The sequence below is a fragment of the Bacillus sp. M13(2017) genome, assembly GCF_002218325.1.
GTDB lineage: Bacteria > Bacillota > Bacilli > Bacillales > Bacillaceae_G > Bacillus_A > Bacillus_A thuringiensis_K.
In genome coordinates this window covers 391828-407839 of the sequence record NZ_KZ268501.1, presented here as the reverse complement: position 1 = coordinate 407839, position 16012 = coordinate 391828, and the positions used below count along the sequence as shown (strand labels likewise).

Below are 16012 nucleotides of genomic sequence, written 5' to 3'. Positions count from 1 at the left end.
TCATATTTTTACAAATCATACAAAAATTCTCATACACTATTTTTTAAAATATATATCCCTCATTAAATAATATGTTCCTTTCACTGCCATTTCTGCTTGTGATACGAATGTAATTTCTTTCATACTTTCTTCACAGCATTTCTGAAATACAGCAAATATTTCAGGAACTAAACGCAATATACTGCCACTTACTGCAATTGGCGTTGAGTACTTAAAGTTCAACTTGTTATAAACATTTACTGTAATCCTTGCTAATTCCTTTCCAGCTTGCATCATAATTTCATGCGCATCATCATTGCCATTTCTCGCTTCCTGAATAACTAATGGCGCGATTGCTGCAATTTTATCTTTAGAAGAAGTATATACTAAGCTTTTTATATGAGACGGTGTCAAAAGTTGAAACTGCCTTTGAATATTCAAACTCAATGGACAAAGACTGATTCCTTGATCGAACTGAATTGCCATTTTCTTTAAAGCTTGTAATGCAATCCAATATCCGCTCCCCTCATCTCCTAAAATATGTCCCCATCCACCGCTATACTGATATACTTCTTCTTTCTTTCCGATACAAATTGCACCTGTACCACCTATAGTTAATATTCCATCCTTACCTTTTAAAGCTGCTGCATGCGCAATCATTGCATCATTAAAAATTTCAATTTTTGTTCCGTATTTCTTTTTAAAACGTAATGTTAATTCATTTGTATTCGCTCCGCTTATACCAGCTACTCCTAAACAAATACAAACGCAATGCCCATTTATTAAACTCTTCTGGCATTGATCAATTGCTTCCATAATATGCAACAGTGCCTGATCAAAATCTATTAATACATTTCCAAATCGGCTCGTACCTCTTACAACTTCATTTCCATCTTGATCAAATGCAATGGCCTCCGTCTTCGTTCCCCCGCCATCTACTCCAATCATATACTTCATATGTTCGCCTCATGTTCATCTGCGTATGGAGGGAATGTTATATTCCCTAAAATTACGGAATTCTTAGCACCTGTTGCGCTCGGCATATTACTCGGATTACGATGATACGTTTCGTTTGCTAAAATAGCAAACGCAATTGCTTCTTTCGCTGCTGAAGAATGACCAATATCTTCTTGTATACATATGCTACATTTCTCTTCTCTTAATCCATTCCGTAACATTTCAACAAGTGTATTATTATAACTTCCACCACCACCTAAAATCACCTCATCAATTTCATAATACGGCAAAATAAACTCCTTATAATGATGAATAATTGAACATGCTGTAAACATCGTGACAGTTGCCAATATATTTTCTTTACTATGCTTTTTAAATCGATTCAATATATCAGTCACAAACGATTCTCCAAACTGTTCTCTACCTGTTGATTTTGGTGGTTTCATGTTCAAAAATGGATGGTTCATACAGTATGTTAAAATTTCATCTACAACTACCCCCTGCTTTGCAATCCAACCATTTTGATCATATGGTACATGAAATAATCTTTGACATACTTCATCGATTACCATGTTGCCTGGTCCCGTATCAAAAGCAATAACACTCTCATTACTTCGTTTACTTGGAAGCACTGTAACATTCCCAATCCCACCAATATTTTGTAGCAGTCTATTTTTAGTTTGATGCTGATATAAAATAACTTCTGAATATGGTACAAGTGGTGCACCTTGTCCCCCTGCCGCCATGTCCATTGTTCGGAAATTCGAGATAACCGTCGTGTTCGTTTCATATGCTATTACTGCTGGTTCCCCAATTTGCAATGTTGAAGAAATAATATTCCCTTCTTGCTTTGGCTGATGATAAATCGTTTGTCCGTGAGAACCTATTAAATCTAATTGTCTCAAAGGAAAATTGGCCTCTTTACAAACTTCCTTTACAGCATTGGCGAAGAATAAACCAAGTTTAAAATTCAAACTACATATAAGTTGGACATTCGAAGTTTCAATTGATAACGCTTGTTGGATCTCATTTTTTATATCATTACAAAATAGAACTGTAGTAAAATAGATGAGTTCAATTTTAGAATCTACACCGCTTCCTTCTATATGAACGAGTGCTACATCTATTCCGTCTAATGATGTACCGGACATTACCCCTGCAATATACATAACGTGCATGACCTCCTATTTACTAAAAAACAATCATGTAAGTAACCAACGTACAACCAATCGAAAACAATATAAATCTAAAAAACAATTGAGCTTTCGATGCAAACGACCCATCGATGAAAGAAACAACTATCGTAAGCAAAACGCTTGCCGCAATGCTTGTAACGAGCCATATACTATGCATTTGCGATAGATTTAGCATGCCTAATAAAGGGACAAAAAGTAAATTTGAACAAATCACTCCAAATAATAATAAAAATACACCTTTATAACTAAATTTTATATTCATTTTATTCCCCCCTTACTGGTTTTAATGTGAAAGAAGTGATAGACAGAAGTCTATCACTCAAAATAACAGCATGCAGATTAAGGATTAACAGATTCCCCGTCACCATGCTTTTCAATTTCAAGCATATTTTTGTCGTACATTTTAAAGAATGGTAAATAAATAAGGAATGATATAGCTATATTTATTAAGACTAATACAATAGCACGCCAATCTCCACCTGTAGCTAAATATGCACCAATTGGGGCTGGTAATGTCCATGGTGGCATAATATGAGTTGGCGTTACAAAACCCATTGCCGTTGCGGCATAAGCAATAGTCGCTGTTACTAGCGGCGTAATGACGAAAGGAATAATTAAAATTGGATTTAATACAATCGGCAAACCGAATATAACCGGTTCATTTATATTAAAAATCCCAGGAACAATACATGTTCTCGATAATGCTTTCGAATATTTTGACCGACCAAATACGATCATCGCTAACACAAGCCCTAATGTTGCTCCCGAGCCACCAATCCAAATAAACCATTGATAAAACGGTTCTGGTGCAATAAATGGAAATTGACTCGCACCACTTGCTACAGCTTCACCGTTTTTTCCTAGATATACATCCCAAAGCGGTCTTGCTACAGTACCTACAACCGATACACCATGTATTCCGAAGGACCAGAAAAATGTAATTAAAAATACAGGTATTATGACGCCAAAGTAACTATCTCCAGCTTTGACTAACGGTGCGGCTAATTTATCCACTACGTAATGTACATCAACTTTAAAAACAACTGTAATAAGGCTCATAATAATAATAACGAATGCAGCAGGTATAAGTGCTTCAAACGAACGCGATACTGACGGTGGTACTTGTTCTGGCATTTTAATCGTTACGTTGTTCTTCTTACAAAACCTTAAAATCTCAACTGATAAAATAGAAACAATCATAGTCACAAATAGTCCATGCCCTCCGAGATTTGTCATCGGAAGCATGAATCCTTTTTTATCAATTAATTCAGGAGTTAATGTTAAAAGTAGTGAACATACTGCAAGCTGAGCTCCCGATAAAGCATCTAACTTATAACTCTTCGCTAAATTATATCCTATTCCAAATGCTATATATAAAGACATAATAAACATAGTTAAACGATATGGTATTAATATACTTGTTTGATTCTTTAATGCCCAAACGGATATGAAACTATCTTTCGGTAATGGTGGAAATGCTACGATTAAAAAGAAACTTCCTACGATGATAAATGGTAATGCTGAAATAACTCCATCACGGATTGCTTGTAAATGTCTCTGTTCAGAAAGTCTTGCCATCGGTCCAGATAAGTTTTTATCAAGAAACGTGACAAACTTATTCATAACGGTTCCCCCTAACGAATTAAATCATTTACAGTCTTTAATAAAGTCGCTCCACCAAGCGGCGTATATGCTTGCGGCGGAATGATACCACACGGAATAGACTCCTCTTCTGCAAATTTTTTTACAGAGTCAAATCGGTGTCTAACTTGTGGTGCAACCATTACAACATCCCAACCATTCTTTACTTCTTCCTCTACCTCATTCGTTCCAATTGCATGCACTTCCATGTTCACACCATTTTTCTCCGCTTCTTTTTTTAAAGCGTTTACAACAATTGCACTGGACATTCCTCCAGAACAGACGAACAAAACTTTCATTTGTTAATCCTCCTATACTTATAATTTATTACCCTTCAAATGAAAGGAAGTTTCACTTTACTAACAAGCATATGAAGTAGTAAATGAATTTATTTATAATGAAAGTAAATTTCATTATAAATATTTCCCCTATTAAATTAATGTTTCAATATGTAATTTTCTCTATTGCAAGGTCAACCTCGCCTCAGATATTATTTTAACTAATCATATGATAGGAGGCGTATAAATGATCGTTAAACGTTTATTAATGATATGTTGTATCGTCATCTTGTTCATCCCTTTCTCTTTCATTCCCCCTCACTCTACTTATGCTGAAGTAAATACTGCATACAAAAAACACGAATTACGTGCTGTATGGATTGCATCTGTTCTGAATATTGATTGGCCCTCAAAAACTGGCTTACCCATTGAAAAACAGAAACAAGAATTTATACGATTATTAGACGATGTAAAAAGCACTGGTATGAATACAGTTGTTGTACAAATTAAACCAACTGCTGATGCTTTCTATCCTTCAAATTACGGTCCTTGGTCTGAATACATTACGGGGACACAAGGAAAAGATCCTGGTTATGACCCGCTCGCATTTATGATTGAAGAAACTCATAAAAGAAATATAGAATTCCACGCTTGGATTAACCCATACCGAATAACGATGAATCATACCGATATAAATCGATTATCAAATAATCATCCTGCAAGGCAACATCCCGATTGGGTTGTACCTTATGGTGGAAAGTTATATTACAATCCTGGTATTCCGGAAGTGAAAAAATTTATAACAGAAGGTGCTTTAGAAATCGTACAAAATTACGATATTGATGCGCTGCATATGGATGATTATTTTTACCCATATAAAGTAGCCGGTGAAGAATTTCCAGATCAGAAAACGTACGAAACATATAATAACGGTAGATTTACAAATATAGAAGATTGGCGACGTAACAATGTAAATGAACTTGTAAAAGATTTAAATACTGCTATAAAACAAGAAAAATCATATGTAAAGTTTGGCATTAGTCCGTTCGGCGTATGGCGAAATATAGCTGACGATCCGACTGGCTCTAACACAACCGCAGGCCAAAGAAACTATGATGACCTTTATGCTGACACACGTGAGTGGATACAAAAAGGATATATTGACTACATTACACCGCAAATATATTGGAATATAGGTTTCACCCCAGCTGCATATGACATATTAGTAGATTGGTGGGTTAAAGAAACAAATAACAAACCAATTCACCTATACATCGGTCAAGCGGCCTATAAAATTAATAATAACTCCGTCCCTGCTTGGTCTGATCCAGAAGAATATCCGAGACAAATTGCATTAAACCGGCTATATCCTGAAATAAAAGGTAGTATGCATTTTAGCTTAAAAGATATTAATAACAATCCACTTGGAGTTAAAGATCGACTCTCAAAAGACATATATAAATATCCTGCATTAATCCCGCCTATGCCTTGGCTTGATCATGATCCACCAAAACAACCGACTTTAAAAGGTGCCATTCCAAGAAATGAAGGTATTGCAATCGGTATCATTGACAATAGAGATAATGATTCTGCTTATTACGCTATTTACCGCACGAATGGGAAAAATGAAGTAGATATACAAAACCCCAAAAATTTACTTACTACTGTAAGAAAAACAAAACTTGGAGAAATTTATGTAGATAAAACCGCTATTTCTGGAGAAACGTATACGTATGTCGTAACTGCAGTTGATCGATTGCATAATGAAAGTGTGGCTTCTAGTAAATCTACTATTCAAGCAAAATAAAAGTAAGAGCCCGCATTTTTTTGAATGCGGGCTCTTACTTTTATTTTCGTAGTTCACTATATTGAATATGAATTCTATTCTCAGGGTTTTTATCTACTGTGTAAAGTACAAATAAGAAGAACCATTCTAGTGGCTTCATTAAAATATAAACAAAATCAGCCGACCATTTCGTATTAATATGTTTACTAATTGGATAACCGTATTTATCATAAAAATTACGAATAACTTTATGACATTTTGGTACCCGCTCCTCAATTACATTTTCAAAAGCGTTCGCAATTAATAACTGTCGATTAACTGTAATTCTTTCCCCATGCCTAATTCCTGCTCGTAATGGCTTAACGATGTTTTTATGACCTTTCACAGAAACTGTACATAAATAATGCCCATCCCCGGAGACAATTTGAGGACTTGGGGCGGGAATCTTAGAATAATTAAAACTACTTGTTTCCATAAACACTCTTATAAAACTATCTGGTTTTTGGCCAAACAGTATTAAAATAAATTGAACAATTAACAAGACAGGAAATAAACTTATCATCCAGACTGTAGCCATTTTTTGATATCCAAAAGAAATGCGATACAGCAATAATATAATTCTGTTGCTCTGCGTATAATCTTTCTCATTCTGAGATTGTATGAAATAACCTAATGTATTTCTTAATTTAGCTAAGAATAATAGACTAAATGCAAGCATTCCAACTTGAATACAAAAGACTGGAATGTATCTCAATCCTCCTAATTCCGTATAAAAAGCAGAGCCTGTATGAGTAATATAGATGAATGTATATACAATGTTTACTATCATTAAAGTACTATAAAAAATATAAAATATTGGTGAAAGTTTTATTAAGCCTGTTGTTAATCTCCAATACGAAACTCCACCTAAAATAACTAAAAGAACTACTATCGCAATGTGGTCATGTGCTAAAGAAGCATATTGATCAGACATCATTCCGTTCTTTTCGAATTTATGTAATGGTATTCCTGCTCTTACATCATTTGCATTCCACATAATACCTAAACCAAAGATAAAATAACTCAAACCTATTGATAATATTTCCTGTGGCTCGAACTTTAGTATACTTGAGGAATTCTCCTTCTTCAATTGGAAACTATCCCATGCTTTACTAATAGGGTAGCCAAGAAATAAAAATAGAATTACAAATAGTATGACTAACTCAATTAGCACAATATCATACCCCTTTTATAATAATTGTTTACACAAAGTATAAAAAAACACTCTATATTTTACCACTTATTAACGTTTGTATATACAATTTCACAAAAGATTACACTCTCTCAACTCACAAAAAAAACGCCTAAAAGCTGAAACATTCAACTTTTTAGGCGATCTCTTCTATTTATTCTTAAACTTCTCAGTCGCTGCTCTCATCTTCACATTTAAATCGTGATCAATTGAGTCGCGAATATCTCGCTCTACTACTTCCATTTCTTTTTGGAAATTTTCCAAGTAGATTTTCAATTCTTCTTCCTTCTCTGGTCTTTGTGAAGGTGGTAATTGTACTACCAACGATAACATGGCCGTTAAATCTTTCATTAAGAACGTTTCAAGTTTATGTTGTTGTTCAAACATGCGTTGCTCTTGATAGTACGGAAGTGCATTCAATACTGAAATTGTAATATCATCAACCGTTCTTTGTAATGAAGGATTTATTGAGCGTTTATACGCTTGAATTGTATTTAATGCGTCTGGATAACGGTCATAAAAATACAATTTGTAAAATGATAAGTCTGTCGGTTTTACAGTTTGTTGTGTTTCTTGTCTTAAGAAATCTTTCACTTTCATCGCAGCCACATCGATATCTTCATTCGTAAACTTTTTCGTAGTTTTTGCCATTACATGCACTTTTTTCTGCTTTTCTTTCGGTAACATCGAGAAGACTTGTTCTCTCGTACGTTGACCTGATGCACAAAATAGAGTATTTAATGTATTTTGTTCTTTCTTTCCTTCAGTGCGAATCCAGCGATAAAACAGTGGATGTTGTGTAAATTCTTGTAGAAACGGTATTGATTTGTTTGATAACTTATCTAAAGAATCTTGCGCTCTTTTATATGGCTTCGCCCATGAAAAATACAACTTCCGTCCGAAATATACGACTAAAACAACAACAGTAAATGCTATTAAAAGCAATGTACCGAGTAGTAATAGTACTGTTTGAATGAAACTCATTTGTTCACCTCCTCTAATAATCCGTTATTTCCTTGGACGCTGAATGAGTTTCTGCTTCATCTCATCATTAAATGTGTCTAGTTCAATAACGAACTTCTTACTTGACTCGATAATACGTTCTGACGATTTTTCAGATGCTTCAATTGCAGCGAACACATTTTGGAATGATTCACGTAATTTATCCATGCTAATAGCGGGATTTTCAAGCAATTTCGTCGTCTCTTCTGTATTTTGTTTTAACGCTTGAGAATTACTTAATACCATCGATTCAATTGCTTCATTCGTCGCATTTACAGCGTCAATTGTTTTACGTTGATTCGTTAATGCTAGCTGAATAGCAGCTGAAACTGTTACAACGTTTTGCGTCATCGTAATTGCATTTCGTATTGCCTCTGTTAACTTTTCGTTATTTTTCTTAATGATGTCTACAGAAGCTATCGATTGTAATAATACACTTTTCGCTTGCTGCATATTACGTGTACGTACAAGTATCTTTTCTAACGCATCGTTAATTAACGGAATATCTCTTTGACGCTCTGGGTTTTGTTTCTCAGCTTCAAGCATGCCAGCAAGCTTTTTCCCTAAGTATACTTGTTTATCAAGCGCATGAATTTTATCGTGCGATTGTTCTTTTAACATTTCAAGACCAACTGTATCCTCTTGTAAGTTATCACGGCCAATTAGAAGGGATCTAATAATTTCCTCGATTTGTTTATCTATAGATTGGTATTTATGCACGTATGTTTCAAGTGGATTTTTCTTGAATACTTTAAACATTATTTTCTTCATACCACTTGCTTTAAGTGAATTGGGATCAAGCTCTGATACCACTTTTCGTAATTCTAACAATGTATTTGGAATTTCTTCATTTTTCCCATTCATCATCGCTGTTACAGGGCGTTTTAAAGCTGATAACGTTTGTCCTGCTGCTTGTTGCTCTTTATCCCCTAAATCTCCTAGCTGAGACAATACTTTTGATAAATCTGTATTTTGCTCGCTATTTAACTTTTGTACATAAAGATCAGCTTCTTTATTTAGTTCCTCTAATTCTTCATCTTTTATAACTGTATCAACTACTACTTCTACATTATTATCTTTCACAATGGATACAGGTTCTTTTTTCTCGAGTTCAGTCAACAAAATCGCTCCTTTATTTATATGTGCGAATTTATATGCACTATATTTCATCAATTATATCGTATTTCATATACATTCTGACTGCTTGAAATCGATTTTTTTAGAAATGTCTGTTTATGCAGTCATTCCCTGTTTCTTACTATAAGTATACCTGTAATCAACATAATTTTCCTCAGACTTAAGACCTAGAGAACTACATGCTGAAGGCGGATTCTTCATATATTTCCTAAATAATTTATGTTCTTTTAATCGTGCTACACTCAATCTTTTGACATTCACCCGTTTTCAATGTGATAATTCTATTACACTCACTTCTATTTATTTTTGCGAGCTACAAATGCTCCCTTTTGAAACGCTAATAACACCGTTTCAAACGTATCATCTTCTTCAATCATTTTTATAAACTCATCTAATTCACTCGCATGAGAAGTTGCATTATCAACAACAAGAAAACCTTTTGGTTGTAACATACGTTTTATATGCTCAAACCACCACATGTATTGCGTGCGCTCTGAATCTAGGAAAATAAAATCAAATGAATGATCTAATTGTGAATCTAAAAATGCCCCTGCTTCTTGATTATGAATATCGATTCTTTGTAACAGGTTTGCCTTTTCAAAATTGACAAGTGCCTCTCCAACTCGTTCTGAAGAAAGCTCTACAGTTGTTACATTTCCATTTGTTTCTTCTACTGCATTAGCTAACCACAATGTAGAATAACCATTAGAAGTTCCAATTTCTAAGATGTTTTTTGCATTACACCCTTTTACTAAAATTGATAAAAATTGCCCCATCTCACGAGAAACATTCCGTAATTTTTCTTCCCTTGTTTTTTTATTTCGATCATGCTCTTCTCCATATTGTTCAAGTTGCAATAATAATGAATCTACTGTATCCATTCTTTTCATCGCCTTTCCAAGCAATATGATGAAAAAAGCTCTTGCTGCCCGTCTACTTTTTATTATATGCGAAACAAAAACCTTTTTCCTGTTATATGACAAAGATTTATAATTTTTTATAGCATATTGTTTCGTTTTTTGGTAAAGTTAATTTCTACGTGCAATTATTCCATTCATATTATTTCATATTAAAATTGCAGTTATTAAATTATATAAACCCCATTTAAATGAATCGGTATTTCAAATTCAATTAAGCGCCCTTTTCGGACGCATTTTCTTTGTTTATATATTTCCAGAAGAAAGGATGCTTACAAATGAACGTTATTAGCTTAGATGCTGCTCGAAAACGAAAGCAGCATAAAAAATTAATGATTACTATACCGATTATTACACGTATTTATGAAGAAGACGGGGAAATTAAATTTGAGGTAGCCGGCGAAAAAGATGTACCTCTTGAAATGTTAGAAAAATAATAAAAAACGCATTTCTGAAGAAATGCGCTTTTTTATATTTTTACATTTAAATGCATAAGTTTTTCAGGATTAACCATCATATAAATATTTGAAATCTTCTCATCCTCAAATGCAAACGAAAGAACATACGTTACTTTATTATTTATTGTAACTATAACTCCTGGTATACCATTTACCATTTTGAAATCAACAGTGTACTCTTCTGTCAATCGTTGTGCAATCCCAAAGAACAAACGTATAATTCGATCTGCAGAATAAATCGGATTGATCGCAGTCGTAACTTTACCGCCACCATCAGCTTTGAGTATAGCATCTGTTTTTAATACTTCTAACATACCTTCCGCATCCCCACACTGTAATGATGATACAAACTTTTCAACATAAGAAGCCATTTTCTCCGTGCTTAATTTTGATTGCTTCGGTTTCTCCAACATGCTTTTTCGAGCACGTTGAAAGATCTTCCTGCAGTTCACACTACTCTTATCAACAATTGAAGCTATTTCTTCGTATTCATAACTGAAAACCTCTCTTAATATGAAAACAATCCTTTCTACCTCAGATAACTGTTGTAAAAGTAATAAATATGCGGTGGAAAGGGATTCTTTCATTATAAAAGACTTTGATGGCTCATCACTCTCTTCTACAATTGGCTCTGGTAACCACATCCCTACATACACGTTACGCTTATGCGCTGCCGATCGTAATTTATCAATTGAACGATTTGTCGCCATCTTACATAAATATGCTTTCATATTTTCTATAGATTGAGGATCTTCTATATTATTTAGCGAGATAAATACATCCTGAACGATATCCTCAGCATCCATAACACTCCCAAGGATTCTGTATGCTAACGAAAATAATAATGGTTGATACGCTTCATATAACTGCTCCGTTTCCATGATGAACTGCCTCACTTTCATATTGCTTTAAAATGTGTAACGCTGCACGTTTCCCGCTTGCTACCGCAGCATCAGCTAATATTTCATCATGCCCTGCCCAATCTCCTGCAACATAAACACCTGGCATTTCAGGTATATTAGGGCCCGGTTTTTCAACACGGTCAATATGAGGAAAATCATGTACTACTGTTATTTTCGGTAAATATTGCTGTGCAACAACTTCTCTTTTCCAATTTGGATGTAACAACTCCATCGTACTTTCCAATTGTTCTTTATCTTCATGAATATGATTCATCTCTAGCACAGGATTATGGTACTTAATTAGACTCACTGCAATTGATCCATCTTCACTTAATTTAGCTGCTCTCGATTGATTTGTGAAAAATATAGGTTGATCTAATCCTAATACAAATTGATGTGTAGGATTGGGTAATTGTCTCAAGCCAATATCTAATGCAGCAACAGTAACCGGTACCGATTGTTCACTCCATCTATGCAAACTTGTTCCTTCTGCACCTTTTATTATTTTACAAGCTTCTTTCGGCGGAGTCGTCACGATAACTGTGCCTACTTCAAAAACCTCATGATCAACACAATGTATTCTTTGTTTATCTTCGGAATGCTCAATTTCCACAACATGCTTTTTAGCCAAAAACTGTACCCCAATATCATTCGCTATAGCTCTTAATTTTGTTATTATCGTCTCCCAACCACCATCTACATAAACCACCCCCTCTTTTATAGAAAGCTGTATTTGCTTTAGTACAGATGATGCTAATTGTATTGTAGGAGCAAACGTATATGTTGTTGTCCGGCATAGCGCATAAAATATATTGCGAACCATTGGATCTTTTATTTCATTTTCTGCCCATGTAGTTAGACTCATTTTCGGAACTTCTCCTACATCTAAATTTCCTAAACGCATCATAAGACGTGAGAATTGTACTTTTGCAGACCAAGAAAGTAGTGGTGTTGATAAAATTGAGTAAAAATCTGTTGGGATAGTGAATATATCCCCTTTCCATATTCCATGTGCTTTTGTAGATGGTATTCCACCTGGAAGATTCATACCGAGCTCATTACAAGTTATAAACGCTGTCCCGCCTCTATATAAAGCATGTGCACCAAGATTCATGCAGATTCCATTTTTATTTATAGTCATCCCTCGGCCACCGAATTGACTAGACTTTTCTAATACAATCACTTTCCTTCCAGCTTTCGCTAAATATATAGATGCTGTTAATCCAGCAAGCCCACCGCCAACAATTGCTATATCAAATGTATCCATAATAAAATCCCTCCTCAATCGTTCTACATACAAGACGAACGATTAAGGAGGGATGTGACATAAAAATAAATTTTTATTACCCTACTTTATTTCATTACTTTTTAATTCGATCATATTGCATACGAAATAACTCAATTGCAAATGGAATATCCTCTTCACTCTTTAAATAATAACTGATCCATCCTGATTCAGGTAATACGTGATGTGGTTTTACCAATCCTTGCTTCACTAATTCATCTCTCTTTAACTTCGGAAATGGTAAATCAGCTAATTTATCACCATGAAGATGCCCAAGTTCTTTCTTACCATAATTTATTTCAATACCACCAAATCGATGCGGTTTTTCAGAAACACCCGCCCAGCTGAGTACTTCATTTCTAATCATTTCACTAAATGACATGAACATTCACTCCTTATAAATGATTGATGTAATTTTAAATTAACATTTTCATTACTTTTTTCCATCAATCCAAAGTATGAATGGGAATACGAATATAGTTTAGTCTTAACACCTTATTCTTTATGGAATAAGTGAATTTATTAAGCTACCGACAACAGCACAAAACAAAGACTAGACACATATCCTAATTTTGTAACCTAACTTACCTATAGAAAGGCGGGTAATACAATTGACTGCCAACATCGACTATACCTCCCCCTCAACCAATTTTACTTATGATGTAAATAAAAGTAATTTTTTTCGGAAAGATGCCAAAAATTATATAAATGTACTTGGTATTAAACAATTAAATACTTTAGAAAATACTTCATTATTAGATATTTATTTAAGTACAGGAAATGTTGTAGAGCCACATATTCATCAAAATGCAGCTGAACTTGTTTATTGTATTTCAGGGTCTGCTGTTGTTTCTTTACTTAATCCATTTACGAATCAAATATTAAACTTACCGATAAAACCCGGGCAAGTTGCCAACATTCCACAAGCATGGTGGCATTATGAAATTTCTACAGCAGATAATACTCATTTATTAGCTATTTTCAATGCCCCAACGCCAGAAGTTATTTTCGGTTCTGACATTTTAAGATTAACTCCTGCTCATATGATGGCCCATACTTATTGTCTCAATGAACAACAATGGAAACAAGCGGTTTCTCCTATCCAATCAACTGCTGTAATTGGCCCTCCGGCAAACTGTAATCAAAACCGCGAAATGAAAAATTATCCACCCCAGCCCCCCGCTCAACAACATAATCCGTATTGCCAAGACTCTTATTACTTTCCTCTTTACTGGGGTTATTAATTTATAATTTTTCAAAAGAATCATCATTTATCTCCTAGGAAAATACCGAGGAGATTTTTTATTGTATCTTCTCTTCCTATTAATAATAGTAACAATTGATAGTGTACATACATATAATATTTATATATTAAATTGGAGGTGATAGTACTATGAGTAATTATAACTATCGAAAAAACTACTCTTATAATAAAAATAGTAGCTCTTCAGCATCCTCTCAATCTTCCAATTCGCAATCTTCCAATTCCCAATCGCAAAGAGACTTAACTCAGCAAGGCTATGTAAAGAAAAAAGGATGTAACTGCAATAAAAATAAATAGTTTATTTTATGGATGAATTCTTTTTTAAAAGAATTCATCTTTTTTTGCTGATTGAAATTTTTTAAGTTACATAATTTATTCCTTAAATAAGAAAGGGGAAATTATACTTTTTTATACGAACTTAACAAAGAGTAATTGTTCATTTAATTTATTACATATTTCCCCCAAAAATATAGTCCTTCCTAAATTTATTAGGAAGGACTATATACGAACCCCTGTTTAATTTCCTATTAACATTGTAACAAATTAGACGATATTAAGACCTGCGCTTACAAATCCGGCAACTGCAGCTATTGGACTAGCTCCTGTTAATGAAACATATACTAATATTTTATCCCCAGCAACTACTGGAACATTATAAGCTTGGATTCCTGTTGCTGTAGTACCAATTGCTATTGCTGGTAATGCTGGTGTTAATAATAGAGGTGGTGCTACTGGTGTAAACGTATTACTTGCAGCAGGTGCGATAAATATTTGCATCTGAATTTGAACAGGTGCTAATGGAGCTAACGCCGCTGTTGCACTAAAGAATCCTGCTAATGACGTGATAATTCCATCACGTGGTGCTACAAATGCATAATCACCTACAACACCTGGTAGTATTGTGAGAGTTCCTCCCACACCTGGAGCTATGCCAGGCTGACTAAATCCAAATCCAAGAAGAGTTCCTGTATTAGCTAATGCCGCATTAACTAACAGAGCTGGTGTTGTACCTGAAGCGAATGGAATAATAGCTCCGCCACCAGTTGCTCCCGTTGCACCAGTTGCTCCCGTTAGACCTGTTGCTCCTGTCGGGCCTGTTGCTCCTGCTAGACCTGTTGCTCCTGTCGGGCCTGTTGCTCCTGCTAGACCTGTTGCTCCTGTTGGACCCGTTGCTCCTGCTAGACCTGTGTCTCCCGTTGGACCTGTTGGGCCTGCTGCTCCAGTATCTCCTGTTGGACCTGTTGCTCCCGTTGCTCCTGCTAGACCTGTGTCTCCCGTTGGACCTGTTGGACCTGTTGCTCCTCCTCCCGGACCTGTTGGACCTGTTGGACCTGTTGCTCCTCCTCCTGGACCTGTTGGACCTGTTGGGCCTGTTGCTCCTCCTCCTGGAGTAGCACCAATTAATTGAGTTAATAAGTTTAATAAAAGTTGTAAACTTGCAGGGTCAATAATTAAAGAGAAGAAGAATGGTGCAAGAGCACTATAGAATTGTTGTAATAAAGAAAGCAATTGACCTAAATCTGGGTTAGGAGATTGTAGTAAATTGATAATACTTTGAATTAATTGTTTTAAGAAATTCCCTTCTGGAGAAGGTGCTAATTCATTTAGTAAGTTCAATAGTTGAGTAAACAAATTGAGTAAAGCTAATCTGTTTGCATCACTTGGGTTTGCAAAAAACGCTGCAATAGCCGCTATTAAAGAGTTTAGTAAAGTAATTAATCTACCTAATTGCTCACTAGTAATTGGAACTGTTTGTGGATTATTACAACAATCTGGAGTGAAAACAATCGGATTATTGCAGTGGTTATGACCAAAACAATTATTGTTTGTCATTTATGTCCTCCTTACTTGTTTTATATTTGAGTTTTTCCTATTATAAGGATCATAAAGTTGTAAAAAAACATGTTATATATTGACTTAAAATAGGAAACATGAAATATAATTAAACTTAAAAACGTTATTTAATTATGTTCATGACT

At 34.7% G+C, this 16012-nt stretch carries 16 protein-coding genes; 3 read left to right on the top strand and 13 right to left on the bottom strand.

Annotated features, from left to right (window positions below; genetic code table 11):
* Positions 1-36: 36 nt before the first annotated feature.
* From CGQ22_RS08480 to CGQ22_RS08460, 5 genes are all read right to left on the bottom strand, one after another.
* Entirely contained in the window at positions 37-936 is a 900-nt protein-coding gene (locus CGQ22_RS08480) for a BadF/BadG/BcrA/BcrD ATPase family protein (protein WP_000876613.1), read from the bottom strand.
* Positions 933-2105 (bottom strand): anhydro-N-acetylmuramic acid kinase AnmK, encoded by a 1173-nt coding sequence (gene anmK, locus CGQ22_RS08475; protein ID WP_089148556.1) that lies wholly within the window; start codon positions 2103-2105, stop codon positions 933-935. The genes CGQ22_RS08480 and anmK overlap by 4 nt, the downstream gene beginning before the upstream one ends.
* Before the next feature lie 22 nt (positions 2106-2127).
* Positions 2128-2394, bottom strand: a complete 267-nt coding sequence (locus CGQ22_RS08470; protein ID WP_001021977.1) for a hypothetical protein — start codon at positions 2392-2394, stop codon at positions 2128-2130.
* A 77-nt stretch (positions 2395-2471) separates the two neighbouring features.
* Positions 2472-3755 carry a PTS sugar transporter subunit IIC gene (locus tag CGQ22_RS08465; protein ID WP_001032290.1) on the bottom strand — a complete coding sequence of 428 codons (1284 nt, stop codon included), beginning with the start codon at positions 3753-3755 and terminating at the stop codon, positions 2472-2474.
* Positions 3756-3766: 11 nt separating this feature from the next.
* A complete protein-coding gene (locus CGQ22_RS08460; RefSeq protein ID WP_000865909.1) occupies positions 3767-4072 on the bottom strand; it encodes a PTS sugar transporter subunit IIB in 306 nt (101 codons plus the stop codon).
* A gap of 226 nt (positions 4073-4298) precedes the next feature.
* Between CGQ22_RS08460 and CGQ22_RS08455 the strand changes: the two genes are divergently transcribed.
* A complete protein-coding gene (locus CGQ22_RS08455) occupies positions 4299-5858 on the top strand; it encodes a glycoside hydrolase family 10-like protein (protein ID WP_000636013.1) in 1560 nt (519 codons plus the stop codon).
* Between the two features lie 40 nt (positions 5859-5898).
* Here CGQ22_RS08455 and CGQ22_RS08450 read toward each other — a convergent pair whose 3' ends face one another.
* From CGQ22_RS08450 to CGQ22_RS08435, 4 genes are all read right to left on the bottom strand, one after another.
* Entirely contained in the window at positions 5899-7050 is a 1152-nt protein-coding gene (locus CGQ22_RS08450; protein WP_000904387.1) for a DUF6688 domain-containing protein, read from the bottom strand.
* Positions 7051-7218: 168 nt separating this feature from the next.
* Positions 7219-8052: a DUF3974 domain-containing protein gene (locus tag CGQ22_RS08445; RefSeq protein WP_000008360.1), complete on the bottom strand. Its 834-nt coding sequence runs from the start codon at positions 8050-8052 to the stop codon at positions 7219-7221.
* A gap of 24 nt (positions 8053-8076) precedes the next feature.
* A complete protein-coding gene (locus tag CGQ22_RS08440; RefSeq protein WP_000137407.1) occupies positions 8077-9189 on the bottom strand; it encodes a toxic anion resistance protein in 1113 nt (370 codons plus the stop codon).
* Positions 9190-9503: 314 nt separating this feature from the next.
* A complete protein-coding gene (locus tag CGQ22_RS08435; protein WP_002094007.1) occupies positions 9504-10097 on the bottom strand; it encodes an O-methyltransferase in 594 nt (197 codons plus the stop codon).
* A gap of 305 nt (positions 10098-10402) precedes the next feature.
* Between CGQ22_RS08435 and CGQ22_RS31915 the strand changes: the two genes are divergently transcribed.
* A complete protein-coding gene (locus tag CGQ22_RS31915) occupies positions 10403-10561 on the top strand; it encodes a hypothetical protein (protein WP_001100984.1) in 159 nt (52 codons plus the stop codon).
* 32 nt (positions 10562-10593) lie between these two features.
* Here the strand turns inward: CGQ22_RS31915 and CGQ22_RS08425 are convergent, their stop codons facing one another.
* From CGQ22_RS08425 to CGQ22_RS08415, 3 genes are all read right to left on the bottom strand, one after another.
* The gene (locus CGQ22_RS08425) at positions 10594-11463 is read right to left on the bottom strand and encodes a sigma-70 family RNA polymerase sigma factor (RefSeq protein ID WP_000447142.1); all 870 of its coding nucleotides are present in this window, start codon (positions 11461-11463) and stop codon (positions 10594-10596) included.
* Positions 11441-12751, bottom strand: coding sequence for a phytoene desaturase family protein (locus CGQ22_RS08420; protein WP_061884153.1), 1311 nt, complete (start codon positions 12749-12751; stop codon positions 11441-11443). The genes CGQ22_RS08425 and CGQ22_RS08420 overlap by 23 nt, the downstream gene beginning before the upstream one ends.
* A 94-nt stretch (positions 12752-12845) precedes the next feature.
* Positions 12846-13151, bottom strand: coding sequence for a luciferase domain-containing protein (locus CGQ22_RS08415; RefSeq protein ID WP_000010319.1), 306 nt, complete (start codon positions 13149-13151; stop codon positions 12846-12848).
* 229 nt (positions 13152-13380) lie between these two features.
* On the opposite strand from CGQ22_RS08415, the gene CGQ22_RS08410 reads away from it, so the two are divergent.
* Positions 13381-14013: a cupin domain-containing protein gene (locus CGQ22_RS08410; protein WP_061884152.1), complete on the top strand. Its 633-nt coding sequence runs from the start codon at positions 13381-13383 to the stop codon at positions 14011-14013.
* Positions 14014-14576: 563 nt separating this feature from the next.
* Here the strand turns inward: CGQ22_RS08410 and CGQ22_RS08405 are convergent.
* Positions 14577-15866 carry an exosporium glycoprotein BclB-related protein gene (locus CGQ22_RS08405; RefSeq protein ID WP_089148555.1) on the bottom strand — a complete coding sequence of 430 codons (1290 nt, stop codon included), beginning with the start codon at positions 15864-15866 and terminating at the stop codon, positions 14577-14579.
* Positions 15867-16012: the final 146 nt, after the last annotated feature.